This window comes from Paenarthrobacter sp. AT5 (genome assembly GCF_032764245.1).
Lineage (GTDB): Bacteria > Actinomycetota > Actinomycetes > Actinomycetales > Micrococcaceae > Arthrobacter > Arthrobacter ureafaciens.
Genome location: NZ_CP136441.1, coordinates 560,167 through 583,169, shown reverse-complemented (window position 1 = coordinate 583,169; position 23,003 = coordinate 560,167). Strand labels below are relative to the sequence as shown.

24 protein-coding genes are annotated in these 23,003 nt (G+C 63.4%); 8 read left to right on the top strand and 16 right to left on the bottom strand.

The features are described 5' to 3' along the window. The first annotated feature begins 167 nt into the window (after positions 1-167). The 5 genes from RI444_RS02815 to RI444_RS02795 all read left to right on the top strand — a co-directional run bounded on the left by RI444_RS02815 (position 168) and on the right by RI444_RS02795 (position 4,855). Complete coding sequence (locus tag RI444_RS02815; protein WP_052474312.1) at positions 168-992, top strand: ABC transporter substrate-binding protein; 825 nt, start codon at positions 168-170, stop codon at positions 990-992. An 85-nt stretch (positions 993-1,077) separates the two neighbouring features. After that, positions 1,078-1,866 (top strand): amino acid ABC transporter permease, encoded by a 789-nt coding sequence (locus tag RI444_RS02810; RefSeq protein WP_021471708.1) that lies wholly within the window; start codon positions 1,078-1,080, stop codon positions 1,864-1,866. Then, on the top strand, positions 1,863-2,660 hold the full coding sequence (locus RI444_RS02805; RefSeq protein WP_069696294.1) for an amino acid ABC transporter ATP-binding protein: 798 nt from the start codon (positions 1,863-1,865) through the stop codon (positions 2,658-2,660). Before RI444_RS02810 ends, RI444_RS02805 begins: the two co-directional genes overlap by 4 nt. Then, positions 2,660-3,703, top strand: a complete 1,044-nt coding sequence (locus RI444_RS02800; RefSeq protein WP_069696293.1) for a Gfo/Idh/MocA family oxidoreductase — start codon at positions 2,660-2,662, stop codon at positions 3,701-3,703. Before RI444_RS02805 ends, RI444_RS02800 begins: the two co-directional genes overlap by 1 nt. Positions 3,704-3,742: 39 nt before the next feature. After that, the gene (locus RI444_RS02795; protein WP_069696292.1) at positions 3,743-4,855 is read left to right on the top strand and encodes an NAD(P)/FAD-dependent oxidoreductase; all 1,113 of its coding nucleotides are present in this window, start codon (positions 3,743-3,745) and stop codon (positions 4,853-4,855) included. Positions 4,856-4,940: 85 nt separating this feature from the next. Here the strand turns inward: RI444_RS02795 and RI444_RS02790 are convergent, their stop codons facing one another. The 8 genes from RI444_RS02790 to RI444_RS02755 all read right to left on the bottom strand — a co-directional run bounded on the left by RI444_RS02790 (position 4,941) and on the right by RI444_RS02755 (position 12,809). Beyond that, positions 4,941-5,369 (bottom strand): hypothetical protein, encoded by a 429-nt coding sequence (locus RI444_RS02790; protein ID WP_207605152.1) that lies wholly within the window; start codon positions 5,367-5,369, stop codon positions 4,941-4,943. A gap of 81 nt (positions 5,370-5,450) precedes the next feature. Further along, positions 5,451-6,602, bottom strand: a complete 1,152-nt coding sequence (locus RI444_RS02785; RefSeq protein ID WP_069696290.1) for an App1 family protein — start codon at positions 6,600-6,602, stop codon at positions 5,451-5,453. 66 nt (positions 6,603-6,668) lie between these two features. Then, on the bottom strand, positions 6,669-7,931 hold the full coding sequence (locus RI444_RS02780) for an MFS transporter (RefSeq protein WP_062095016.1): 1,263 nt from the start codon (positions 7,929-7,931) through the stop codon (positions 6,669-6,671). Continuing rightward, positions 7,928-8,434 (bottom strand): MarR family winged helix-turn-helix transcriptional regulator, encoded by a 507-nt coding sequence (locus RI444_RS02775; protein WP_410510796.1) that lies wholly within the window; start codon positions 8,432-8,434, stop codon positions 7,928-7,930. The genes RI444_RS02780 and RI444_RS02775 overlap by 4 nt, the downstream gene beginning before the upstream one ends. 99 nt (positions 8,435-8,533) lie before the next feature. Continuing rightward, a complete protein-coding gene (locus RI444_RS02770) occupies positions 8,534-9,415 on the bottom strand; it encodes an SMP-30/gluconolactonase/LRE family protein (protein WP_207605153.1) in 882 nt (293 codons plus the stop codon). Between the two features lie 25 nt (positions 9,416-9,440). Then, positions 9,441-10,922: an MFS transporter gene (locus RI444_RS02765; RefSeq protein WP_207605154.1), complete on the bottom strand. Its 1,482-nt coding sequence runs from the start codon at positions 10,920-10,922 to the stop codon at positions 9,441-9,443. A 176-nt stretch (positions 10,923-11,098) separates the two neighbouring features. Further along, complete coding sequence (locus tag RI444_RS02760) at positions 11,099-11,380, bottom strand: hypothetical protein (RefSeq protein WP_128397175.1); 282 nt, start codon at positions 11,378-11,380, stop codon at positions 11,099-11,101. 139 nt (positions 11,381-11,519) lie between these two features. Continuing rightward, positions 11,520-12,809 carry an adenylosuccinate synthase gene (locus RI444_RS02755; protein ID WP_069696286.1) on the bottom strand — a complete coding sequence of 430 codons (1,290 nt, stop codon included), beginning with the start codon at positions 12,807-12,809 and terminating at the stop codon, positions 11,520-11,522. 349 nt (positions 12,810-13,158) lie between these two features. Between RI444_RS02755 and RI444_RS02750 the strand changes: the two genes are divergently transcribed. Next, the gene (locus RI444_RS02750) at positions 13,159-13,791 is read left to right on the top strand and encodes a hypothetical protein (protein WP_021471720.1); all 633 of its coding nucleotides are present in this window, start codon (positions 13,159-13,161) and stop codon (positions 13,789-13,791) included. 149 nt (positions 13,792-13,940) lie between these two features. Here RI444_RS02750 and RI444_RS02745 read toward each other — a convergent pair whose 3' ends face one another. The 5 genes from RI444_RS02745 to RI444_RS02725 form a co-directional block, all read right to left on the bottom strand. Continuing rightward, entirely contained in the window at positions 13,941-14,363 is a 423-nt protein-coding gene (locus RI444_RS02745) for a DUF3151 domain-containing protein (RefSeq protein ID WP_021471721.1), read from the bottom strand. Then, positions 14,363-15,382 (bottom strand): class II fructose-bisphosphate aldolase, encoded by a 1,020-nt coding sequence (gene fbaA / locus RI444_RS02740; protein ID WP_021471722.1) that lies wholly within the window; start codon positions 15,380-15,382, stop codon positions 14,363-14,365. Before fbaA ends, RI444_RS02745 begins: the two co-directional genes overlap by 1 nt. Before the next feature lie 187 nt (positions 15,383-15,569). Then, entirely contained in the window at positions 15,570-16,397 is an 828-nt protein-coding gene (locus RI444_RS02735; protein WP_316963863.1) for a hypothetical protein, read from the bottom strand. A 237-nt stretch (positions 16,398-16,634) separates the two neighbouring features. Continuing rightward, complete coding sequence (locus RI444_RS02730) at positions 16,635-17,318, bottom strand: TrmH family RNA methyltransferase (RefSeq protein ID WP_207605156.1); 684 nt, start codon at positions 17,316-17,318, stop codon at positions 16,635-16,637. A gap of 31 nt (positions 17,319-17,349) precedes the next feature. After that, complete coding sequence (locus RI444_RS02725) at positions 17,350-18,429, bottom strand: hypothetical protein (RefSeq protein WP_069696284.1); 1,080 nt, start codon at positions 18,427-18,429, stop codon at positions 17,350-17,352. Between the two features lie 202 nt (positions 18,430-18,631). On the opposite strand from RI444_RS02725, the gene RI444_RS02720 reads away from it, so the two are divergent. Further along, positions 18,632-19,462, top strand: coding sequence for an HAD-IIA family hydrolase (locus RI444_RS02720; protein WP_031216301.1), 831 nt, complete (start codon positions 18,632-18,634; stop codon positions 19,460-19,462). Between the two features lie 9 nt (positions 19,463-19,471). Further along, a complete protein-coding gene (locus RI444_RS02715; protein WP_021471727.1) occupies positions 19,472-20,212 on the top strand; it encodes a tyrosine-protein phosphatase in 741 nt (246 codons plus the stop codon). Positions 20,213-20,293: 81 nt separating this feature from the next. Here the strand turns inward: RI444_RS02715 and RI444_RS02710 are convergent, their stop codons facing one another. From RI444_RS02710 to pyrE, 3 genes are all read right to left on the bottom strand, one after another. Then, positions 20,294-21,442 (bottom strand): Tat pathway signal protein, encoded by a 1,149-nt coding sequence (locus tag RI444_RS02710; protein WP_062095000.1) that lies wholly within the window; start codon positions 21,440-21,442, stop codon positions 20,294-20,296. A 130-nt stretch (positions 21,443-21,572) separates the two neighbouring features. Continuing rightward, on the bottom strand, positions 21,573-22,004 hold the full coding sequence (locus RI444_RS02705; RefSeq protein WP_062094998.1) for a type II toxin-antitoxin system VapC family toxin: 432 nt from the start codon (positions 22,002-22,004) through the stop codon (positions 21,573-21,575). Between the two features lie 370 nt (positions 22,005-22,374). Continuing rightward, the gene (gene pyrE, locus RI444_RS02700) at positions 22,375-22,947 is read right to left on the bottom strand and encodes an orotate phosphoribosyltransferase (RefSeq protein WP_021471731.1); all 573 of its coding nucleotides are present in this window, start codon (positions 22,945-22,947) and stop codon (positions 22,375-22,377) included. Positions 22,948-23,003 lie beyond the last annotated feature (56 nt).

Genomic DNA, 23,003 nt, shown 5'->3' with positions numbered 1-23,003 from the left:
CAAACGATGTGAGTCCGGTCTCAATCCTAGGCGGTGAGACCGGACTCAACAAGACTCAACATCGAGCAAGATCTCCCGGCTGCCTCCGACAGCACCGCATCCCTCCCACGATTGGACACGCTGTGATCAAACTGAAGTTCCGCCCCGCTGCGTTCGCAGCCGCAGCAATGGCGGCCGTCATTGCCCTCTCCGGCTGCGGAGGCTCCTCCGCGGGGAGCTCCCCTTCCGCCGACAACCCCTACGGCCTGATCGAACCCGGCACCATCCGGGTCGCAAGCCTTGGCGACTCAAAGCCTTACACCTTCACCGACAGCTCCGGAAACTTCACGGGGTTCGATGTTGAACTCTTCAAGGACGTCGCACATCGCGCCGGAGTGGACAACGTAGTCTTCACCGGACAGGACTTCTCCGGGCTGCTCGCCGCCGTCGCCAACGGCCAATTCGACGTCGGAGTTGCAGCAATCGGCATTACCGACAAGCGCAAGGAAACGGTCGACTTCTCCGAGGGCTACCTGGCCGGCTACCTCACGGTCATCACCACCAAGACCTCGGGCATCAAGGACGTTGACGGGCTCAACGGCAAGCGCCTCGGCGTAGTCCAGGGAACGCTCCAGGAAGCCTACGCGGTGAAGAACTTCACTTCCTCGCAGCTGGTCCGCTTCCCCGACAACAACACGGCCATCTCGGCAGTGAACAGCGGAGCAGTGGACGCGCACTTCCTGGACTACGAAGCCGCCAAGTCCTACCAGGACCAATTTGGCCTGGTCAGCGCCGCGGACATCCCTTCCTTCGATGCCCCTGCCGGTTTTGCGATCGCCAAGAACAAGCCGGAGTTCAAGGAGGCCCTGAACAAGGGGCTCGCCGAAGCCATGGAAGACGGCACGTGGAAGAAGCTCTACCAGAAGTGGTTCCCGGGATCTCCCATGCCGGAGCAGTACCTGCCCAAGGCAGAGCAGACTTCCAGCCCTTCCCCCGCTGCCAGCAGCAAGTAATCCAACAGGGCGGGCCGCCACGATGCACCCTACCGGCGGCCCGCCCGGCAGAAACACAAATCCAACTACCGACTGAGAGCATTCAATGGATTGGCTCAATACCATCAGCCGCACGTTCTTCGACTTCAACGCCATGGTCGAAGTACTGCCCCAACTCCTCGGAGTTGGCCTCCTCAACACCCTCATCATCTCCATCGCAGCCACCATCCTTGGCGTCGTGATGGGCATGGTGGTGGCCGTCATGGGCATCTCACGCTCAAAGTGGCTCCGCATTCCCGCACGGATCTACACCGACCTGTTCCGCGGCCTGCCCGCCATCCTCACCATCCTCCTGATCGGGCAGGGATTCGCCCGTTTGAGCCAATCGGTCTTCGGGCCCTCCCCCTATCCCCTGGGCATCATCGCCCTGAGCCTGATCGCCAGTGCCTACATCGGGGAAATCTTCCGCGCCGGCATCCTGAGCGTGGACAAGGGCCAAGGCGAAGCCTGCCGCGCCCTGGGCATGAGCTACAGCAAGTCCATGGCCTTGGTTGTGGTGCCGCAAGGTGTGCGCCGCGTACTCCCTGCCTTGGTGAACCAGTTCATCGCCATCGTGAAGGACTCCTCCCTGGTGTACTTCCTGGGGCTGCTGGTCAGCGAGCGCGAATTGTTCAGGGTTGGCCAGGACGCCGCAGTGCTGTCCGGCAATCTCTCACCACTGGTCATGGCAGGCATCTTCTACTTGGTGATCACAGTGCCGCTGACCCACCTCGTCAACTACTTCGACAACAAGTTCCGGACCGGCCGCCGTCGTCCCACAGCCCCGACCAGCGGCCTGAAGGAAGTCAAGGAACTCGATGCGGCTTCGCCGCTCATCTCCGGGAGCAACACGTGAACCTCACCAGCAGCACCAGCGCCGGCACCAGCAAAAGCGCCACCACCGCGCCGGACATCGAAAAGTTCCACGGTTCCAGCCTGGAACTGCGAAGCCTGACCATGGCCTACGGCGATGTGGACGTCCTCCGCAATGTCAGCCTTACAGTCGCGCCGGGAACCACCACCTGCATCATCGGCCCCTCCGGCTCCGGCAAGTCCACCCTCCTGCGGGGCGTGAACCGCCTGCATGAGCCGAAGAGCGGCGATGTCCTCTTGGCCGGAGAAAGCGCTCTGCAGGTCAAACCGGACATTCTCCGGGCCCGGATCGGCATGGTGTTCCAGCACTTCAACCTTTTTCCTGACCATACGGCGTTGGACAACGTGGCCTTGGCGCTCTGGAGCGTCAAGGGCACGTCCAAGGCGGAGGCCAGGGAACGGGCGCGGCGCCGGCTTGCCGAAGTAGGCCTGGCTGAACGTGCGGACCACCGTCCGAGGGACCTTTCCGGCGGCCAGCAGCAGCGCGTCGCCATTGCCCGCGCGTTGGCCATGGAACCCGAGGTGATGCTTTTCGACGAAGCAACCAGCGCCCTGGACCCGGAGCTGGTCAAAGGCGTGCTGAACCTGATGGCCGGACTTGGACGACGCGGTATGACCATGCTGGTGGTCACCCATGAGATGAACTTCGCCCGCAAGGTTGCGGACCAGGTGGTGTTCATGGACGAAGGAGAAGTTGTGGAGATGGGCCCGCCCACTGAACTGTTCGACAACCCGCGCAGCGAACGCCTGCAGCGGTTCCTTTCGGAAGTCCTGTGATGGGCGCCGCGATTATCGCACCTATCCGCACCGCCGTCGTCGGGTTCGGCGTCTCCGGCAAGGTTTTCCACGCACCGCTGATTGCGGCGGACCCTGCCTATTCGCTGGATGTGATCGTGACGGCGGATCCCCGGCGCGCTGCGGAGGCAGCACGGCTCTACCCGGAAGCACGGATCGTCGGGACGTCTGAGGAATTGTTCGCCTTGTCCGGGCAGCTGGACCTGATGGTCCTCGGAACCCCGCCACTGACCCATATGGAACTCGGGGCTACGGCAATCGCGCATGGGCTCAACCTGGTGGTGGACAAGCCCTTTGTCACCACAGCGGCCCACGGCGAGGAGCTGCTGGCACGGGCGTCCGACGCCGGGGTGCAGCTGACGGTCTTCCAGAACCGCCGGTGGGACGCCGACTTCCTGACGCTGCGGAAGCTGCTGGACGAGGGAGCCCTCGGAGAAGTCCGCACTTTTGAGTCCCGGTTCGAGTGGTGGCGCCCGGAAGGCTTCGGCAATTGGCGTGACTCGGCAACGCTGGCCGAAGGCGGCGGAATCCTCCATGACCTCGGAGCGCACGTGATCGACCAAGCCATCCAGCTGTTCGGCCCCGTTGCGGAGAGCTACGGCGAAACTGCCAACCACGGCCCGCATCCAGAGGCCGCCGACACTGAAGCTTTTGTGTCCCTGCGGCACGAATCGGGCATCCGGTCCCGGCTGTGGATGAACGGCATGGCCGCCCAAGTGGGCCCCCGCTTCCATGTGCTTGGCTCAAAGGCCGGGTACACCAAGTGGGGACTGGACGGTCAGGAACCCGCCCTGGCAGCGGGCGTCACGCCGTCGGACCCTTCCTACGGAAGCGAACCCCAGGAGTCTTGGGGGCTTCTGGGAGTGGACGGCTCCGCCGCGCCTGTTCCGCCCGAAAAGGGCAGCTACCCGCGGTTCTATTCCGAACTCGCCGCTGCGCTGCGCGGCCGCGGCCCACTGCCTGTCCAGGCTGCTGAAGCCCTTGAGACCCTGCGGGTCATCGAGTCAATCCACGCCTACGCCTGACCCCGCAAGTTTTCCAACCTTGAGATGAAAGGGAGAACCATGTCCTCCACCAAGCACGTTGCCGTCATCGGAGGCGGCATCCTGGGTGTTTCCACCGCTGTCCACCTGCTCCGCGGGGGCGCTTCGGTCACCCTGTTGACCGAACAGGGCCTGGCCAGCGAAGCCACCGGACGCTCATTGTCCTGGCTCAATTCGGCCGGCGAGCGCTCAACGCCGTACCACCAGCTGCGCGTGGCGGGCGTGGACCGCTACCGCACCCTGTTCGCGGCCGACCCCACCCGTGAATGGTTGCAGTTCGGCGGGGGCCTCATGTGGAACGCCGCCGGTCACAAGGAAGCCACCGAGGCACGCCACGCCTACGAGGAGTCGATCGGCTACGACTCGAAGCTCCTGGCACCGGAAGACATCGCCAAGGTCACCCCTGGCATCGATTCCGGCGCCGTTCCTGAGAACGCCATCTTCAACCCCGGTGAGGGGTGGGTCAGCCTCCCGGACCTGGTTAATTTCCTCATGGAGGAGTTCCACTCCTTGGGCGGCCGGCTGGTCCTTAACGCGGGCAAGGTTTCGGTGACGGTCGACGGCGGCAAGGCCGCCGGCGTCGAAACCTCCGGCGGTGCCACCTACGCAGCGGACGCGGTCCTCGTGGCGTGCGGCGCGGCTACTCCCGGCGTGGTGAAGCCCCTCGGGGTGGAAATCCCCAATGGTTCGCCTGTGTCCATGCTGGTTGTCACCAAACCGGTGGAGCACCGTGTGACCGCTGTGATGAACACCCCCCGCGCCGCGGTGCGCCCCAACCCCGGACGGACGTTCGCGCTGGACCATGACTGGTACGAGGAGCACATTACCGAGCACGCCGACGGTTCCTTCAGCATCCCGGATGACATCGTGCAGGAACTGGCCGATGAATCGTCCAAGCTGATCGACGGCAACCCGGAGTTGAAGCCAGCGTCGTGGAAGATCGGCTACAAGCCGATCCCGGGCGACGGCGAGCCGGTGTTCGGCGAACTGGGACAGGTGCCCGGCTGCTTTGTTGCGTTCACGCACTCAGGGGCGACGCTGGGGCTGATCGCCGGTGAGTTGCTCTCCGGGGAGATCCTGACGGGCCGGAAGCACCCGATGCTGGCCACGTTCCGCCCGGGTCGCTTCTCTTAGGGCGGCTGTTCGCAGGTCATCCTGACCCGGACTGGACATGAAAGGAGCCCTGGCAACACGCCGGGGCTCCTTTCATGGTGTGTGCTTACGCCGGCAACTCCAGCCGGAACCCGCAGTCCATGCACTGCAGGACTTTGGTGCCGAGCCGAACGTCCAGCAGCACCAGCTCTTCCGCTCCAACAGGCTTGGCGGTGATGCTCCGCCGGACTTCGACGGGAAGGGGAACCATGGGATCGCCACAATGAAGGTAGCTGTCTTCGAAAACAATCAGCCCTTGAAGGTTTTCCTTCGTGTTCAGCTTCGAAGTCACTTCGCGCAAAGGAGTGACGTGGGACTGGGCAAAGCCGCATTCGGCGCAGGTGTAAGCAACAGCCACCAACAGGCCGACGTTGTGCGCGTGGACCGAATCAATGGAGTGCAGCACCAGATGCTCGTCCGATTGGCAGCGGGAGCACCACATGCGCTCTCCCTGGGGCAGGGACATTCCGTCCGATAAACCGTCTGCCTTTCCCATCGCCTCCACCTCCATAAAGTAAGTATCCTTACTAAATGATAGCGCAGAAGTGAAGCGGACGGCAGTACTGCGGCACAAGGACTAGTCGGCGCCTCCCGGGACGTCCTCGCCCGGCAGCTCTGTTGGCCGTGGGCCGCTGGTAATGATGCCGAGCTCTTCCAGCTGGTCGGACATACCCGCACCGTCGGGTGCATAGATCCACGGGACACCGGGGGTCGGTCCGGCGTCGGATGACCGGCCACCGGCCAGGACCGCCTCACCGACTGACAGCTGCCTGATGGCAATGGCGCACACATTCTCCGGATGCCGCTGGGCGAACTCGGTGTAGATGGCAACGTCATGCTGGCCGTCGTCGCCCACCAGCAGCCATTTGATGTGCGGGAACTCCTCGGCCAGCCGTTCCAGGCTTCCCTCCTTGTGCTCCCTTCCGCTGCGGAACCACCGGTCCGTCGTGGGTCCCCAGTCCGTGAGCAGCTTAGGCCCGGCAGGATAAAGGTTGCGGGAGAGGAAGCGGGAAAGGGTAGGGGCTACGTTCCAGGCACCCGTGGACAAATACAACACCGGAGCTTCCGGGGCACTCCGCACGATTCTCTCGTAGAGCACCGCCATGCCCGGAGTCGGGGTGCGGGCGTGCTCGTTGAGCACAAACGTGTTCCAGGCGGCCAGGAAGGGGCGGGGCAAGGCGGTCACCATCACGGTGTCGTCAATGTCGGAAATAAGTCCAAAATCAGCGTCGTCCGGAACGATCTGCACCGGAGCTTCCACAACGTCGGATTCGCCCGATTGGAGGCTTACCTTGTGCCAACCAGCCGCCAGGTTAGCGGGAATCCGGACGTCCACCACTCCCCCGCGGTCCGCCTCGACGTCGTGGACTTCCCCGCCCACCGTGATGCGGACAGCAGCGTGGGCCACCGGCGCGCTCGTGAAATTGCGCCAACCGCGCATCCCCTCCGTCAGGGGCCGCTTAGACCCGTTTTCCGAATCGCCGATGTCCCGTGGATCGCTTCGCACCACCCTGGCGAGCACCCGCACCCAGGACGTCGTTCCATATCCCGTATGCGGAACGACCGTCACTACGTGACCCCTCCGGATGGCGAGGCGGGTCTGGAACCGCAACCACGCGTCGTCGAGCCTTGCAGCCAAGTGGCGGCTGCCCTCCTTGACGGACGACGCCGGGTGGCCGGTTTCGAGGGAATCGGACGGTGTGCGCGGTGCCTGGGAACGTGAACGCATGGCTTTAGTCTGGCACGGGCAGGCGATGCGTTCCGTTACCCGGCTTCACTTTGGGGCTCGGCACGCCTAGGAAGCCTCGGCAGGGCGCCGCCGCGTCCACACGTTGCGGACGTGCTGCCGGAGGGTTTTCTCACTGCGGCGGCTGACCAGGATCACGCACGCCACACCGGTCACCAGGACCACCGCGCCGCCCGCCGCAACCGACCACCGTGCTCCGAATTCGGTACCGATCCATCCCATCAGGGGCGCCCCGATCGCCGTGCCGCCCTGCAGGATCGCAAGGTACAACGCGAGAACGCGGCCACGGAACTGTGGCTCCACGGACAGCTGGATGGTGGTGTTGCAGCTATTGAGGAATGTGATGGAGGCAAGGCCCACAGGAATCAGCACCACTGCGTAGACCCAGAAGCTTGGCGCGACGCTTGCTGCCAAGGTGAAGATGCCCAGGCTCAGGGCCCCTCCCAGCAGGAACCTCAACCGGGGACCCGAGCGCCTCGCTGCCAGCAACGCACCGGCCAGGGTTCCGATGGCCATAATGGATCCCAGCGCACCGAACTCCTCCGGGCCCATGCCGAACTCTGCTGTGGCCATCAGGGAGTTGGTCACCGGGAAGTTCATGCCGAAAGCGCCCAGCAGGCCCACCATCACCATGATCAGCGTGAGGTCAGGGCGTTGGCGCACATACTGCAGTCCGTCGAGGAACTGGTGCTTTCCGCGTGCCACCGGCGTGGCCGGCTCCAGTTGGGAGACCTTGACCCGGAGCAGGGAGATGATGACGGCAACGAAGCTCGCAGCATTGAGGATGAAGACCGGCCCGGTGCCGATCCACGCAATCAGGACGCCCGCGATCGCCGGACCGGTCAGGCGGGCGCTGTTGAAGGACGCCGAGTTGAGGGCTACGGCGTTGGAGAGCTTCTCCGGGCCGACGAGTTCTGAGACGAACGCTTGCCGGGCGGGAGCATCCATGGCTGCAGCCAGGCCCAAAGCGGCCGCGGCGATGTAGACGTGCCATAGTTCAGCCACTCCGGTGACCACCAGCAGTCCGACGATGAGTCCACAGATGCCCATGGCAGCCTGTGTCCACAGCAAGATGACGCGCTTGCGGTAGCGATCGGCGAGCACGCCGGCATAGGGACCGAACAACAGCATGGGAAGGAACTGCAGCGCCGTGGTGATGCCTACCGCCGTACCCGAATGGTCGGTGAGGATGGTCAGGACCAGCCAGTCCTGGGCCACACGTTGCATCCACGTACCGATGTTGGAGACCAGCGCGCCGCCTGCCCAGACCCGGTAGTTGGGGTTTTCCAAGGCTTTGAACATGGCACTCACTTGGCACTCATCTCCTGCATGATGAGGGCCGCCCGGCTCAGCGTGAGCCGATCCTCTTCGCTAAGCCCGGCAACGCGCCGGGCAAGCCATGCCGTTCGCTGGCTGCGGGCCTCGGCAAGGGCTTCCCTTCCCGCTTGCGTGATGCTGACCTGCACCTGCCGGCCGTCGCCGGGATGCGCTTGCCGGGACACGAACCCCTGGTCCGTCAGCGCGTTGACGATGCGGGTCATCGAGGGCGCCTGGACGTGCTCACGCTCAGCGAGCTCCCTCAGCGTCTGCGATCCCGCACTGAGGTGGGCGAGCACGGTGTATTGACCCGGAGTGATGACGTCACCCGTGGCTTCGATGCGCAGGCGCCGGGACGTGCGCATCACAGCTGTTCGAAGGTCGATGGCAAGGAGATCCGGCTGGACGCCCGGATCGGTTATTGGATCGGCTGGTGCTATGGCTCCGGTCAAATGGGATCCGGTCGCGTTGGTTTCGCTCGCGTTGGTTCCGGTCAAGGGGAGGCGCCTCCTGAGGTCGGCATAATAGTTAGCAGTGCTAATTAGCTCCGCTAACTATTATGCTCCTCCCCTCAGCACCCTGTCCATGGAATGTGATCAGGCTTGCTTGCGACTGATCGTGCAGTCCGTCGTTCCCGTCCGAAGGCGGTAGAGCGAAGTGGTAGCCGTGATGTAGAGATCCTGCCCGTCGGGCCCGCCGAAGCAGAGGTTGGACACCTTCTCGGGAAGTTCGACGGCGGCCAGCAGACCGCCGTCTGGGGCGTAGACACGGACCGAGGCTCCACCGGACGTCCAGACCCTGCCCTCAACATCCACCCGGAAGCCATCCGAAGGCCGGTCGTCCTCCAGCTCGACGAACGTTCGTCCAGTTCCGCAGGTCCCGTCCTCAACGGGGTAGGCCGCAATGCGGTACGGCGATCCGCGGTCCGGGCCGGCGGTGTCCGCGACATAAAGGATCGACTCGTCCGGGGAAAATGCTAAACCGTTGGGATGGATCAAGTCGGTGACAACAGGGGTCAATTCACGGGTGGCCGGGTCGAAGCGAAAAACGTAGCAACCGCCATACTCCTGATCGCCCTCATGGCCTTCCACGGTTCCGGGCAAGATGCCGTACGGCGGATCCGTGAACCACACCGTGCCGTCACTGGCCACCACCACATCGTTGGGCGAATTGAGCCGGTGCACGCCGAACGAATCCACCAAAGGCGTCACCACGCCGTCGTGGTCCCGCTCCACCCGCCGCCTCCCGTGGCTGCACTGGACGACGCTGCCGTCGCGGTCCAGGGTCCGTCCATTGGTGAACTCGACGCCGGTGGCATACTCCCGGGTTTGGCCGGTTTCAGAGTGGAATTCGAGGATCCGGTTGTTGGGGATGTCGCTCCAGCGGACGGTTTGGGTTGCCGGGATCCAGACGGGCCCTTCTGCCCAAATAGTGCCCTCGAACAACTTCTCCAAGGTGCCCGTGATCAGCTCTTCCACGCGGTGTCCTTTCAATGGTTTCGGTCTAGCGTTCTGACTCGGTTGCTTTCGCCCCAATATCCGCAGGCACTGAGTCATGGTCGGAGGCTTCCGCAGTTTGCCGGCCTTTCGCAGCTTCCCGTGGCATGGCCAGGACCGCTACGACGGTCAACGCAGCGCTGACGAGCACTGCAAAGAAGACTGCCGTCGAAGCCGCCCCGGTACTTTGCGGGTTGGGCCCGCCGCTACTGGCATAAATGGCGTTGGCAACGGCGCCGAAAACCGCGACGCCGATGGAACTGCCGATGGATCGGGCAAACAGGTTGGTGCCCGTGACCACGCCGCGTTCATTCCACTCAACGCTCGTCTGGGCCGCGATGAGGCTCGGAGTCGCAACGAGCCCCAGACCAAGTCCCACCACGAAGCAGGCCGCTGCCACCAGCAGGACACTGGGCGAAGACGCCGTGAGGGCCAGGATTCCGGTGCCGGCAACAGTAATGAAGATCCCGATGATCGCCGTGTTCCGGAACCCGATACGGAGGTAGAAGCGGCCTGCCTGGGATGCGCTGATGGGCCACCCAAGCGTCAGCGCCGCCAATGCCAGCCCGGCCAGGAGCGGCGAGGTGGAAAGGGCACCTTCAAGGAACGTCGGCACGTACGTGGTGAGGCCCAGCATCACGGCACCGATCCCGAAAGCGACCAACGCCGTCGTCGCGAGCAGCCTGCGGGAGACTACCCACGGCGGAAGGACCGGTTCCGCAGCCTTCCGCTCAACGAGCAGGAAGGCGGAGAAGAGGACGGCGCCGACGACGAAGACACCAATGCTGATGGGAGAGTTCCACGCCCAGGCCTGGCCTCCCTCGAGTGCGCCGAGAATGAGGAGGCTCAGTGCCGTGGTGAGGAGCGCAGCACCCAGGTAGTCGATCCGATGGTTGGTGCGATCGACGTTCTCGTGGAACGTCCGGACTAGCACCCAGCCCGCCAGGATGCACAGGGGAATGTTGATGAAGAAGATCCAGCGCCAGATCTCCAAGGATGCGAAGACGCCGCCGAGCGTTGGCCCCACCACGGAGGAAACGGCCCACACACTGGCAAGGTAGCCTTGGACCTTCGCCCGCTCGGCCAACGTGTAGATGTCGCCGGCAATCGTAATCGCCACCGGCTGCACCGCACCCGCACCCAAGCCCTGCAGCACCCTGAAGCCGATGAGCGCGGGCATGCTCCACGCCAGGCCGCACAAGATGGAGCCGAGCAGGAAGAGCCCGATGCCGGCAAGGATAATCGGCTTCCGGCCCAGGACATCGGAGAGCTTCGCGTAGACCGGGACCGACACTGCCTGGGCCAGCAAGTACGCCGAAAACAGCCAAGGGAAAGAAGAGAAGCCGCCGATGTCTTCCACGATGGACGGGACCGCCGTAGCCACGATCGTTGCGTCAATGGCCACCAAGCCCGTAGCCAGCATCAGCGCAATGAGAATCGGTCCCCGTTTGGAACGGAAGCCGACACCGTCCTCGATCTCCGTGCTCATACCCCTTCAACCGTCCTCAACTCGTCGCGTCCGTGCTGGTGCTCCACAAGCGTGCTGGTTCCCCAAGAAGAGGTAACCCCGCGGGTGGCCGAATTAGTCCCGGGTTTGGAAATAAGAAAGACGGCCGCCAACGTGACGGCCGTCTTTTTCGGAGACAACGCTCTATTCGGGCAGGCTCAGTAGTTGTAACCGAAGCTGCCGATGTACTTCTGTTGATATTTGTTCCAATGGCACGCGGTAACATTGGTGACTTTGCCGCCATAAGCCTGAATCGCTGCACGGAGCTTCGTCGCGCATGCAGAGTTGGTGCTCTGGACTACCTGGTACGTGTTGTAGTCGGCGTGCGCCGGCGCGGCGAGCACCAACGTCCCTGCACCCAGAGAAAGCCCTACCGCCGCAGTTGCAAGGACAGTACGGAACTTCTTCATCTTTACCCCCTGTTTGGATTGCTCGTGCATTTCACCCTATTGGGGTCAGCCCGGGCCCGGAAATGGGCAGAAGTCCCCAAGGTACATGACACTCGCAACAGCGGCGGGCCGCCCCCAAGGTTCCTTTCGAACCCAAGGGCGACCCGCCGTCGTCGTAATTCAGCGAGGGTTAGTCGTTGATCAAGTCGTGGACAACGATCGTCTGGTCGCGGTCCGGGCCGACGCCGATGGCCGAGAAGCGCGTACCGGAGAGCTTCTCGAGGGCCAGCACGTAGTTGCGCGCGTTCTCGGGCAGGTCTTCCAGGGTGCGGGCACCGGTGATGTCCTCGGTCCAGCCGTCGAAGTACTCGAAGATCGGCACCGCGTGGTGGAACTCGGTCTGCGTCATGGGCATCTCGTCATGGCGGACGCCGTCAACGTCGTAGGCCACGCAGACGGGAATCTGCTCGATGCCGGTCAGGACGTCCAGCTTGGTGACGAAGTAGTCCGTGAAACCGTTGACGCGGGAGGCGTGGCGGGCCAGGACGGCGTCGTACCAGCCGCAGCGGCGCGGACGGCCGGTGTTCACGCCGAACTCGCCACCGGTCTTCTGCAGGTAGACGCCCATCTCGTCAAAGAGTTCCGTGGGGAACGGGCCGGCTCCAACGCGGGTGGTGTACGCCTTGATGATGCCGATGGAGCGGGAGATCCTGGTGGGGCCGATGCCCGAGCCCACCGAGGCGCCGCCTGCCGTCGGGTTGGAGGAGGTCACGAACGGGTAGGTGCCGTGGTCCACGTCCAGGAAGGTTGCCTGGCCGCCTTCCATGAGCACAACCTTGCCCTCATCCAAAGCGTTGTTGAGTTCGAGGGTGCTGTCGATCACCAACGGGCGCAGGCGCTCGGCGAAGGACAGGAAGTACTGAACGATCTCTTCGGTCTCGATGTCCCGGCGGTTGTAGACCTTGACCAGGAGTTCGTTCTTCTGGCGGAGCGAACCTTCCACCTTCTGGCGGAGGATGGATTCGTCGAAGACGTCCTGGACGCGGATGCCCAGGCGGGCCACCTTGTCCATGTAGGCCGGGCCGATGCCGCGGCCCGTGGTGCCGATGGCGCGCTTGCCGAGGAAACGCTCGGTGACCTTGTCCAGCACCTGGTGGTACGGAGCCACGAGGTGGGCGTTCGCTGAGACGCGGAGGCGGGAGGTGTCTGCGCCGCGGGCTTCGAGGCCATCGATTTCCTGGAACAGGGCCTCGAGGTTCACCACGCAGCCGTTGCCAATAATCGGAATGGCGTTGGGGCTCAGGATGCCTGCGGGGAGGAGCTTGAGCTCGTACTTCTCGCCGCCCACCACCACGGTGTGCCCGGCGTTGTTGCCGCCGTTGGGCTTGACCACGTAGTCAACGCGGCCACCGAGCAGGTCGGTTGCTTTGCCTTTGCCTTCGTCGCCCCACTGGGCTCCGACGATCACGATTGCGGGCATGGGATCCTCCCCCATTCTTTCGGGCCGGGCCGCAGGGCCTGGCGCCGTACATGAGAACGCCCCGACAGTACTTGGCACAGCCTGCCGCGTACGGCGGCATACGCAAGAGGTTCGGGGCTCTTACCAGCCAAGTTTAGCCGATCAGCATACAAAGTCCGGCTTTAAGGGACACCCCGCGGCGCAGGCCGCCCCGTTGCGAACGGACGGCGCGCCGGTGGATATCACCGGTCGTCCAACAGTCCGGTAAGGTTAACCAGCCCCCACCAGCACCCTTTGAGCATCGGCAGCGGCATGCCCGCAGCCGACACTCTTGTGTGCGCGCTGTAACACCTAGGAGACCTAACTTCCGATGCAAGACCTGGCGACTGACTCACCCGAACAACTCCTCTGGAACCGCCGTTACGAAGACCACATCGCCGAGGTCAACTCGCTGTGCGATTCGCTCAAGGAACAGAAGCCCGGAAGCGAGGTCCTCTACATCGACCCCGCGCACAGCATCGACGACTGCCGCATCGTGAGCCTCTTCTCCAACCAGCGCACCACCTCCGGCGAGGGCTTCATCCGTCCCGGCGACGAGGAAGCCACCACCCGCATGCTCGGAATGCAGTGGCAGCTTGGCCTGCGTCCGGAGTACGTCATTCCGTGGAACGCTTACCCGTGGATCGAACCCAACGAAGAGCCGGGCAAGCTCACCCCCGCGAACATCACCGAAGGCCTCAAGCCGCTGCTGCGCCTCCTGCAGCTGCTCCCGCGCACTTCCGCGCTGGTGGCGCACGGCAATGAGGCCCACCGGCTTGCCGACCAGCTCATGAAGGCAGCTCCGGCCAGCATCGCCCGCCGTGGCTTCAAGACGTTCAAGGTCCGCTCCCTGGGCGGCCGTTCCTTCGCCGGAACCCCCGAGCGCCAGCAGGAATACCTGGACGCCATCCACGCCGCCTACGCCGAGGCCATGGCACGCACGGGCATCCCCCGCAAGGCTTAGTCTCCCCCCCCCAACTGACTGGCAGCAGGGGTTGTTCTCAGCGCTCAGAGCAACCGCTACTGCCAGCTACTTGGGCGGTTTAACGACGACGGCGACCCTCGCCATGTAGGTGAGGGTCGCCGTCGTCGTTTGTACTTTGTTGACGCGCCTTAGCGGGCTTCCAAAGCCGCTTTCGCGTTCGGGTCCGAGTCGTTCAGGAACTTCTCGATCCGCTCCGGCTCGTCAGCCTCGCCAATTGCGGCAGCCGCCCGGCCCAGCGCGTACAGTGCGCGCAGGAAACCCTGGTTGGGCTCGTGCTCCCACGGGATAGGGCCTACTCCACGCCAACCGTTGCGGCGCAGGGCATCCAGCCCGCGGTGGTAACCGACACGGGCGAACGCGTAGGACTCGATGGTCCGGCCTTCATCCCATGCTTCCTCGGCGAGGATGGCCCACAACAGGGAGGACGTCGGATTCCGGGCAACCAGGTCCAACGCTTCCTTGCCGAGGGCGAGGTGCTGGTACACGTCGGTTTCGGCGGGCAGGAGGGTAGGCTCCGGCCCCATCAGGTTCTTGCGGAATTCGTCGGACATTAGAACGTCTTGCCGGCCGATCCGAGCTGCTGCGCGGCCTCGACGATGCGTGCTGCCATGCCGGCTTCGGCCGAAGCACCCCAGACGCGGGGGTCGTAGGTCTTCTTGTTGCCCAGCCCGCCGTCGACCTTGAGGACGCCGTCATAGTTGGAGAACATGTGGCCGGCCACAGGGCGGGTGAACGCGTACTGGGTATCGGTGTCGATGTTCATCTTGATCACGCCGAAGGAAACAGCGTCCGCGATTTCCTGCTCGGTGGAACCGGAACCGCCGTGGAAGACCAGGTCGAACGGGTTTTCCTTGCCGATCTTGGCGCCGACCTCGGACTGGATCTGCTTGAGCAGTTCCGGGCGGAGCTTGACGTTCCCCGGCTTGTACACGCCGTGGACATTGCCGAAGGTCAAGGCGGTCAGGTAGCGGCCGTTCTCGCCCGCACCCAGGGCTTCGATGGTGGCCAGGGCGTCCTCGGTGGTGGTGTAAAGCTTCTCGTTGATCTCGTTCTCCACACCGTCTTCTTCACCGCCGACCGTGCCGATTTCAACCTCGAGGATGATCTTCGCGGCAGCAGCGCGCTGCAGCAGCTCCCGGCCGATGCGCAGGTTGTCCGTGAGGGTCTCGTGGGAGCCGTCCCACATGTGCGAGTTGAAGATCGGGTCCTTGCCGGCCTTCACTGCTTCCTCGGAAGCGGCCAGCAGCGGCAGGACGAAACCTTCGAGCTTGTCCTGCGGGCAGTGGTCCGTGTGCAGGGCGATGTTGACGTTGTAGTTCTTGGCAACTTCACGGGCGAACGCTGCGAAGCCCAGCGAACCGGCCACCATGTCCTTCACCGAAGCGCCGGACCAGTAGGCTGCGCCACCGGTGGAAACCTGGATGATGCCGTCCGATTCGGCCTCGGCGAAACCGCGGATCGCAGCGTTCAGAGTCTGCGACGACGTCACGTTGACCGCAGGGAAGGCGAAGCCGCCGGCCTTTGCGCGATCGATCATCTCGGAGTAAATCTCTGGGGTTGCAATGGGCATGGTGACTCCTATGCTGAATTCGTCTGTGGGCGGGTAACCCTGGAGTAGACCGCTTACGGCTAGCACCATCCTAGCGACAACCGCCCGGGCGCCGTGTTTCGGGTCACTTGGGCTGGTAACACTTCCGCTTCGATGGCGCGAGATGGCATTTAATGGCAATCCCGACCATTGGGATTGCCATTAAATGTCATCTCGGTGCCCAGCCTCGGCTCAGTAGCGCGCGACGCACCTTGTGAACGACGGCGGGCCTGTCGCCTTCAAGGTCGCGTTTGGAAATCCGGACCTCCAGCCAGCCATGGGCCAGCGACTTTTCCTGGCGTTCGATGTCCCTCAGATGGTGCTCAAGGCCGCCATGGTGCCGCCCGTCGTATTGAAGGGAGATCTTATACTCCCGGTACGCTCCGTCAGGCCACAGCACACCTTGCCCAAGGTGATTGCGCACCACAAGGTTCAACTCTGGCTCGGGAAGCTTCGCGTCGACCAGTGCCAGCCGCATGGGGGTTTCCGGAGCAGAATCAGCCCCCACACGGATGAGTTCCAAAGCTGCCCGGGCCGTTCGCACTCCCCGCATGCCCGGGTGGCGGCGCACGATCTCCGCCAGTTCATCAGTAGAGCATATGGCGGCTTTAGGAACAGGGAAGTCGGGACCGTGGGAGCACACCAGGTGGTCGCCGGCGGCAACGAGGTCTTCCACGTTCAGGACGGCGGCCAAGTCCAGCCATGTCCGCGCAGGCGAGGTGAGTCTGACGCCGTCGTACTCGACCGCCTCCCCGGGAAGAAGCGTGAGGAGGTGACCGACTACGTTGGTCCTCCGCGGAAAACTGAATCCCCTGCGTCGTGCGAGGTGGATGCGCCAATCACCACTGACGTTGGCAGGCAAAGGCATATCCCAGATCCTCGCCGCACTCAGCGAAGCCAGCACTGAGGTGTCATCCAGATCCGTATAAGCGCGCAGGGCGGCAGTTCCGGCGGCACCGGACGCGGCGGGCACGCGTATGCCACGCGAAACAAGCACCAAATCCTTGGCATGGGTCCGCGACCGCGGCACGCCCGCCTTATCCGAAGCGCGCACAGAGAATGAACCAGTTGTGAGATGTTCCGGTAGTTCTTTTCTGCGCATGCCCCATTCTGGCTACCCAAGCTGTGCCTCGATCGGGTTATCCACAGTTCGCACTGCTCACCCCGCGTCGAGATGGCACTTAATGACAATCCGCCCGCCCTGCATTGTCATCAAATGTCATCTCGGGGAGGGCTAGACGGGCTGGCTGAACACGTGGCGCCGGACCCACGCGTGCATGGCGATTGCGGCGGCGGATGCTGCGTTCATGGAACGCGTCGAGCCGAACTGCTCAATGGAAAGGGTTGCGACTGCGGCATCGTGCACCTCGGGGGTCAGGCCCGGCCCCTCCTGGCCAAACACGAGGACGCAATTCTTCGGGAGGTCGTAGGTCTCCAGCGGCACCGAATCCGGGAAGATATCGATCCCAATGATCGCCAGCCCCTCCCCCTTGGCCCACTCCACAAAGTCCTCCACCGTGGGGTGGTGCCGGACGTGCTGGTAGCGGTCGGTGACCATGGCACCGCGACGGTTCCACCGCCGTCGACCAATGATGTGGACCTCCTTGGCGAGGAAGGCATTGGCCGTACGGACGACGGTTCCGATGTTGAGGTCGTGCTGCCAGTTCTCAATGGCGATGTGGAAGGAGTGGCGCTTGGAATCCAGGTCCGCGACGATCGCTTCGTGCTTCCAGTACCTGTACTGGTCCACCACGTTGCGGCGGTCGCCGTCCCGCAGGAGGTCCGGGTCCCAATGGTCGCCTTCGGGCCACTCACCTTCCCAAGGCCCGACGCCGACCTCCGGTTTCGCCTCCGTCTCACCGTCGGTGGCGGCGCTTGCAGGGGTGGGCTCGGTTGCTTCGGGGGGAAGGTCAGTCACCCCTCAACTTTAGCTTCGCCCTTCGGCGCTCCTAACCGAGCTTCCACTTGTTGATGCGGTAAGAATTGGCCAGCTGCTGTATCAGTCCCGGGTGGGCGTCCCAGTACTCCTTGTGTCCGCTGACTCCGAGCATCTGCGGCGTTCCCCAGGGCGTGACCGAAAAGAGGTTGACGGCCTGGATCTCTTCACCGCGGGCGTTGGTGCACGTGAACCCAATGACTACAGCAGCGCCACGGCGGAATTCCCGGATCTCCGGCATGCTGGTTGTGAAGTCCGAGGCGCACTTATGGCCAACCAGGTTCTGCGGCAGCTCCGTTGCGGTCATGCCCTTGAACCTGGCTTCGATCTCCTCAATGGCGGCCTTTACCTTTGCCGGGTCCTTGCCGTATTTGCCCTCTTCGGACTCGGCGAAGAACGCGTAGGCGAGCGCAATTCCATCGCCGTCCGTTTCCGTTGTGCCTTGCGCCCTCTTCTGGATCTCAGCCCCCGTGGTGGGGTCCTTCGTGATGCCGAAGGACTCATCGTGCGTCCACTCAGCCAAGTACTGGAAAGACGACTCCCCCGTGACCCACTTGCTGAACTGCGGGTCGCCGTCCGCGGGGACGTTGGACGGGCCATCGAAGCTTTCCCACACCGAAGGGAGGGCAATGGCGCCATCGGGCATGCCCGAGGCGTCCGAGTCCTCCGATGGTTCCTCTGCTGCAGCCTCGTCGCTGGCCGGCTGGTCGCTTGCGGGCGCCGATTCGGCCGGGGACGGCTCAACCGTCGACGTCGGATCCCCGGCGGCTACGGGTTTGGTCATCGAGGGGACCAGCCACGTGAAGACCACCACCAGGGCAATAATGACGACGACGGCGAGGCCACCGAGGATGAACAACAGCGGCTTCTTGTTGGGGTTGCGTTCGGGTTGGTTGCCTCCGAATTGGTTGCCGTCGAACGGGGCGCCGGGTGCTGGATATCCGGGCTGCGCGGTGTAGTTGGGTTGGGCCGGCTGGCCGTGCTGGGCAGCGTTGGCCGCGTGCGGCGGCTGGGGAACGCCGTCGGGGTTGTACGGGGGCTGGGGAACGCCCTCCGGGTTGTACGGCGGCTGGGGTGTTCCGTTGTTGCTCATGCAAGGCCTTTCAAGCGCTGGGACCGGCCCCGGATTGCCTGAGCCCTCCCAACAGTAGGTAGGTCCAAGGTGTTGCGCGCAAGTCAAAACGGCTTTCACAGATGGGTACTTCTACCCACATAGAAAGATTCAAAGGTGTCTGGCCGCCCCAAAAATGGAAGACTGGGATGCAGTGAATGACCAACCCCAGCCGGAGGCGAATATGGCAGATGAAACCGTGCCCACCACAACCAAATCGGTGTACCGCAGCGGCAAGGAAATTGAGTGCTGGCTGACGGACATGGACGGCGTCCTGGTCCATGAAAACCAACCCATTCCCGGTGCTGCCGAACTTATCCAGCGCTGGGTTGATACCTCCAAGCGCTTCCTCGTGCTGACCAACAACTCCATCTTCACTCCCCGTGACCTCGCGGCGCGGCTGCGTGCCTCGGGCCTTGAGATCCCGGAAGAAAACATCTGGACGTCCGCCCTTGCCACCGCCCAGTTCCTGAAAGACCAAGTTCATTCCTCGGACTCCGGAAACCGCGCCTACACCATTGGCGAAGCAGGCCTCACAACCGCCCTGCACGAGGCCGGCTTCATCCTTACGGATACCGATCCCGATTTCGTGGTGCTCGGCGAAACCCGCACCTACTCCTTCGAAGCCATCACCATGGCCGTCCGCCACATCCTGGCCGGTGCCCGCTTCATCGCCACCAACCCGGATGCCACGGGTCCCTCCAAGGACGGCCCCCTTCCCGCGACCGGGGCAATAGCTGCCATGATTACCAAGGCGACGGGTCGTGAACCGTACATCGTAGGAAAACCGAATCCCATGATGTTCCGATCCGCCATGAACCAGATCGATGCCCATTCAGAGACCACTGCAATGATCGGCGATCGCATGGACACGGACATTGTTGCCGGCATGGAAGCAGGCCTGCATACGGTCCTGGTGCTGAGCGGCATCACCCAGCGCGAGGAAATCGTGTCCTTCCCGTTCAGGCCCAACCAAATCCTGAACTCGGTGGCCGATCTCAAGAGTCAGATCTAGGAGATCACCATGGCTGTGCTCAATCTGCGTCCCTTGGCTGGAGGCCGGATACTCAGGGGGAGCCAGCCCTTCGGCCTCGATGCTGCCGGCACTTCGAACTTCCTGGAGCAGCACGGGATCCAAGCCATCATGGACCTCCGCAGCGACCTCGAGCGCAGCATTGTGCCTTGGCTGGTGGATTCGGGCGCGGACGGCAGTGTTCCCCCTGCAGGGACGCCGTCCCGCGCCGGAACAGGGGCGCCGTCCCGCGTCGAAGTCATTCATAACCCGTTGGACCCTAATGCGGTGGCAGGGTCCTTGCAGGCAGTGGAAACACCCGAGGATCTGGGTGAGCTCTACCTGGGTTGGCTCCGGGTCCGCCCGCAGTGGGTGGCCGACGCCCTCCGGCCTGTGGCACAGGGCCGGCGCACACTGGTTCATTGCTCCCTGGGCAAGGATCGGACCGGGGTGGTCTCGGCAGTGGCGCTCATGGCTGCAGGCGCGTCGGATGAGGCCGTCGTGAACGATTACACCGCCACAACAGCAAACCTCCCCGACGTCTTGAAAGTCATGGCGGACACCTGGCGCTTGCACGTTCCGTCCACCCCGGCCCAGTACTTCAGTCCGGACCTCATGATCCTGCAAAGCCCGGAAGCGGCCATCCGGCATTTCCTGATGGGATTCGCCAGGGAATTCGGTGATGCCCGCGCCTTCCTCAATGAGGCCGGCCTGACCGCCGTCGAGGTTGAGAGGCTTCGCGACGGTTCCTGAGGCACGGCTCCCTTCAGATCAACCGGACCCAGCCCAACCGGAACAGCCCCAACCAGCCCAGCTCAGCCGACGCCGGTCACCTCAAGCCGGCCGGATGATGCGCCCGTCCGGCGTCCGGTAGGACGGTTCTTCGGGTGCCGGCGGTAACGGATCGAGCTGGTTCTGAATGTGCTCAATCAGCGGCCGGTAGACGTCGGGATTCCATTGGGGGCTGGCGTGGGCCGGCCGGGCGCCTGCGGTGCTCAGGATCGGAAGCTTCATGTTCTGCGCAAATACTTTGCTCCACCCGGCCCGTGCAGTGAGGTAGTTGACCGTCCCGTCGGCCGAGTTGCCCATGTACGCCATCTTGGCCGGACCCAGCTTCCCGACGAAGCGCAAGCCATCAAAGTGGTAAATGTAGGCAGATTCGGTCTGGATCAGAACGCTGGACGGCGCGATCGGAGAAAGCTGCTCGGCCGTTTGGTCGAGGATCTGCCGCCAGGAACGCTCATCTTTGTGAACCACCCGCTCCCCCAGCTCGTAGCCGCCGCGAAGTACCGAGGGAATCCTGAAACCGTTCTCGTAGAGGAACACCACACCGTCGAACCAGCTCTTATCCAACACGTCGGCACGGTTGAACGGGCTTGAATCGAGGACGATGAGTTCCGTCTCAACGCCATGCAACTCCAGGAGGCGGGCAGCCACTTGCGTCGCGAGCATTCCGCCGAAGCTGTGTCCGTAAAAATAGAGCTTCTCGAGGCCCAGCTCACGGACGTAGAGGATTACCTCGCGGACCACCTCGTCAACGTCCAGCCCCAGGTTGGAATATCCCACGGCAGCCAGGCGGCCCCGCTGGTGGAGTGCCGGACGCAACGAATTAAGGATCCACTGCGCTTCTTCCCAGCTGGTTTTGTAGCCCGGAAAGAGGATCCAGCTGGCTTTAGGGAAGTACAAATCGGAGAACTGATCCGGGATGCGGAGGATTTTTGGTGCGCGCCGCTCAGCCTGCACGTGGCGGGTGAAAAGCATGTCGCCCGCCAGGGCCGCCGACGCGCCCGCAGCCACCAGGAAGTTACGGCGGGACGACTTCTTCAGTCGGGCAGCGTAAGGCAGGATCCGGGCCCACGAACCCGGATCCTCCGCTGGCTCCGTCCCTGCCCCGGGCCCACGGCCCGGCTCAGGCTTGGCGGGCCGCGGGAGGTCTTCTTCCACTTCCGGCGGTACCGGAAGCTTCCCTACCTGAACGCCCACGCAGCCAGCATAGGCTTCGAACGCACTCCCTTACAGCCCTGTGGAAACCGCACCGCCGATGCCCTTAGGATGCGCCCTCGGAGGATTGCCCTCGTCCCTCCCGACCCGATGATTTTGCCTGCTTCTGCCCTTAACCGAAGATTTCTTTGAACGAGTATGCCGACGACCAATCCGGGTGTTGCTGAAGCCTGTTCAGGACGTCAGTCATGTTCTTATCCGACGTCATGACGACGGTCGCAGCCGCGGCAGAAGCCACATGTATAGCGTCAAGGGATTTGACGTGGAACGGAATTTCCATGGCCCGGTCCAGAATGGCACTGGAGATAGGCATCACTGTTATCTGCTTCAAGAAGAGATCGACCTGCGCGCCGAGGTTATGGTTGCCGTCCCTCACGGCTACACGTGCCGCCTCCAACTGCGTGAGTTTGCTGGTGCATAGCTGGTTCCAGAGGTCCGCTTGGTCAAGGTAATCCAAGAGCGATTGACGGGAGGGATGCTGAGGCGTAAGGAGCCGGATCAGTGAAGATGTGTCCAAATAGCATCCCGCGCTGACGATCGGCATCAGTAGCGCTCTCCTTCGCGCATTGCATGAAGGGTAGCCTCGGAGTCAAAGGTCACCGTGGATGCCATAACGACGTCCCTCGCCGACCGGCGCTGAGCCGTGACAGCTCGGTGGACGGCTTCAACTTCGTCGTGATTTCTCAGGACAGACGCCGGAACTACGTACGCCACGACGTCCCCGCGCCGGCCATAAGTTACAGGTATGACGTTGCCTTCGCGTACCTGCCGGAGGATCTCGCTGGACGAGTGATTAAACTCCCGGCTCGTGACGCTGTTTTTGACCTCCACAAAGAGTCCTTCCCGCTGCCCTGAGGTACTACTGTAGTACCTCAGGGCAGCGGGCGGCAACGTTTTTTGACGCGCCCGGACGCTTAGTCGAGTCCCAGCTCATCCTTGCCGAAAGCGAAGAGGTACGGGACACCCGTTTCGGCTTCGATCTTCTCTTTCGCGCCGGTGTCGCGGTCGACGATCACGGCAACGGCAACCACGTTGCCGCCGGCCTTGCGGACACCCTCGACGGCGGTCAGTGCGGATCCGCCCGTGGTGGAAGTGTCCTCGAGGACCACAACATTGCGGCCTTCAACGGACGGACCTTCCACCTGGCGGCCCATGCCATAGGACTTCTGGGCCTTGCGGACCACGAAGGCGTCAACAGCGCGCCCGGCGTCGGCGGCTGCGTGCATCACAGCGGTACCGACGGGGTCGGCACCCATGGTGAGGCCGCCGGCGCACTCAACCGGGATCCCGGCGTCGTCGATCATTGCCAACATGACCTGACCCACCAGTTTGGATGCCTCATGGTGGAGGGTGATCCGGCGCAGGTCGATGTAGTAGTCAGCTTCCTTGCCGCTGGAGAGGATCACCTTTCCGCGGACCACCGCCAGTTCTTTGATGAGTTCAAGAAGGCGGGCGCGGGCAACTGAGGTCTCAGGCGAGGAAGTCATGGCTTCTATTCTACGTAAGGCCGGGAGCAGGAAATCGAAGTGCTGCGAGCGGGAAA

Excerpts from the sequence above, each read along its gene's own strand:
- RI444_RS02800 (WP_069696293.1), top strand. The coding sequence starts at position 2,660 with ATGGGCGCCGCGATTATCGCACCTATCCGCACCGCCGTCGTCGGGTTC.
- RI444_RS02765 (WP_207605154.1), bottom strand. The coding sequence starts at position 10,922 with ATGAGCACGGAGATCGAGGACGGTGTCGGCTTCCGTTCCAAACGGGGA.
- RI444_RS02720 (WP_031216301.1), top strand. The coding sequence starts at position 18,632 with ATGGCAGATGAAACCGTGCCCACCACAACCAAATCGGTGTACCGCAGC.
- RI444_RS02755 (WP_069696286.1), bottom strand. The coding sequence starts at position 12,809 with ATGCCCGCAATCGTGATCGTCGGAGCCCAGTGGGGCGACGAAGGCAAA.
- RI444_RS02750 (WP_021471720.1), top strand. The coding sequence starts at position 13,159 with ATGCAAGACCTGGCGACTGACTCACCCGAACAACTCCTCTGGAACCGC.
- RI444_RS02705 (WP_062094998.1), bottom strand. The coding sequence starts at position 22,004 with ATGCCGATCGTCAGCGCGGGATGCTATTTGGACACATCTTCACTGATC.
- fbaA (WP_021471722.1), bottom strand. The coding sequence starts at position 15,382 with ATGCCCATTGCAACCCCAGAGATTTACTCCGAGATGATCGATCGCGCA.
- RI444_RS02790 (WP_207605152.1), bottom strand. The coding sequence starts at position 5,369 with ATGGGAAAGGCAGACGGTTTATCGGACGGAATGTCCCTGCCCCAGGGA.
- RI444_RS02795 (WP_069696292.1), top strand. The coding sequence starts at position 3,743 with ATGTCCTCCACCAAGCACGTTGCCGTCATCGGAGGCGGCATCCTGGGT.
- RI444_RS02760 (WP_128397175.1), bottom strand. The coding sequence starts at position 11,380 with ATGCACGAGCAATCCAAACAGGGGGTAAAGATGAAGAAGTTCCGTACT.
- pyrE (WP_021471731.1), bottom strand. The coding sequence starts at position 22,947 with ATGACTTCCTCGCCTGAGACCTCAGTTGCCCGCGCCCGCCTTCTTGAA.
- RI444_RS02785 (WP_069696290.1), bottom strand. The coding sequence starts at position 6,602 with ATGCGTTCACGTTCCCAGGCACCGCGCACACCGTCCGATTCCCTCGAA.
- RI444_RS02725 (WP_069696284.1), bottom strand. The coding sequence starts at position 18,429 with ATGAGCAACAACGGAACACCCCAGCCGCCGTACAACCCGGAGGGCGTT.
- RI444_RS02715 (WP_021471727.1), top strand. The coding sequence starts at position 19,472 with ATGGCTGTGCTCAATCTGCGTCCCTTGGCTGGAGGCCGGATACTCAGG.
- RI444_RS02815 (WP_052474312.1), top strand. The coding sequence starts at position 168 with ATGGCGGCCGTCATTGCCCTCTCCGGCTGCGGAGGCTCCTCCGCGGGG.
- RI444_RS02745 (WP_021471721.1), bottom strand. The coding sequence starts at position 14,363 with ATGTCCGACGAATTCCGCAAGAACCTGATGGGGCCGGAGCCTACCCTC.
- RI444_RS02810 (WP_021471708.1), top strand. The coding sequence starts at position 1,078 with ATGGATTGGCTCAATACCATCAGCCGCACGTTCTTCGACTTCAACGCC.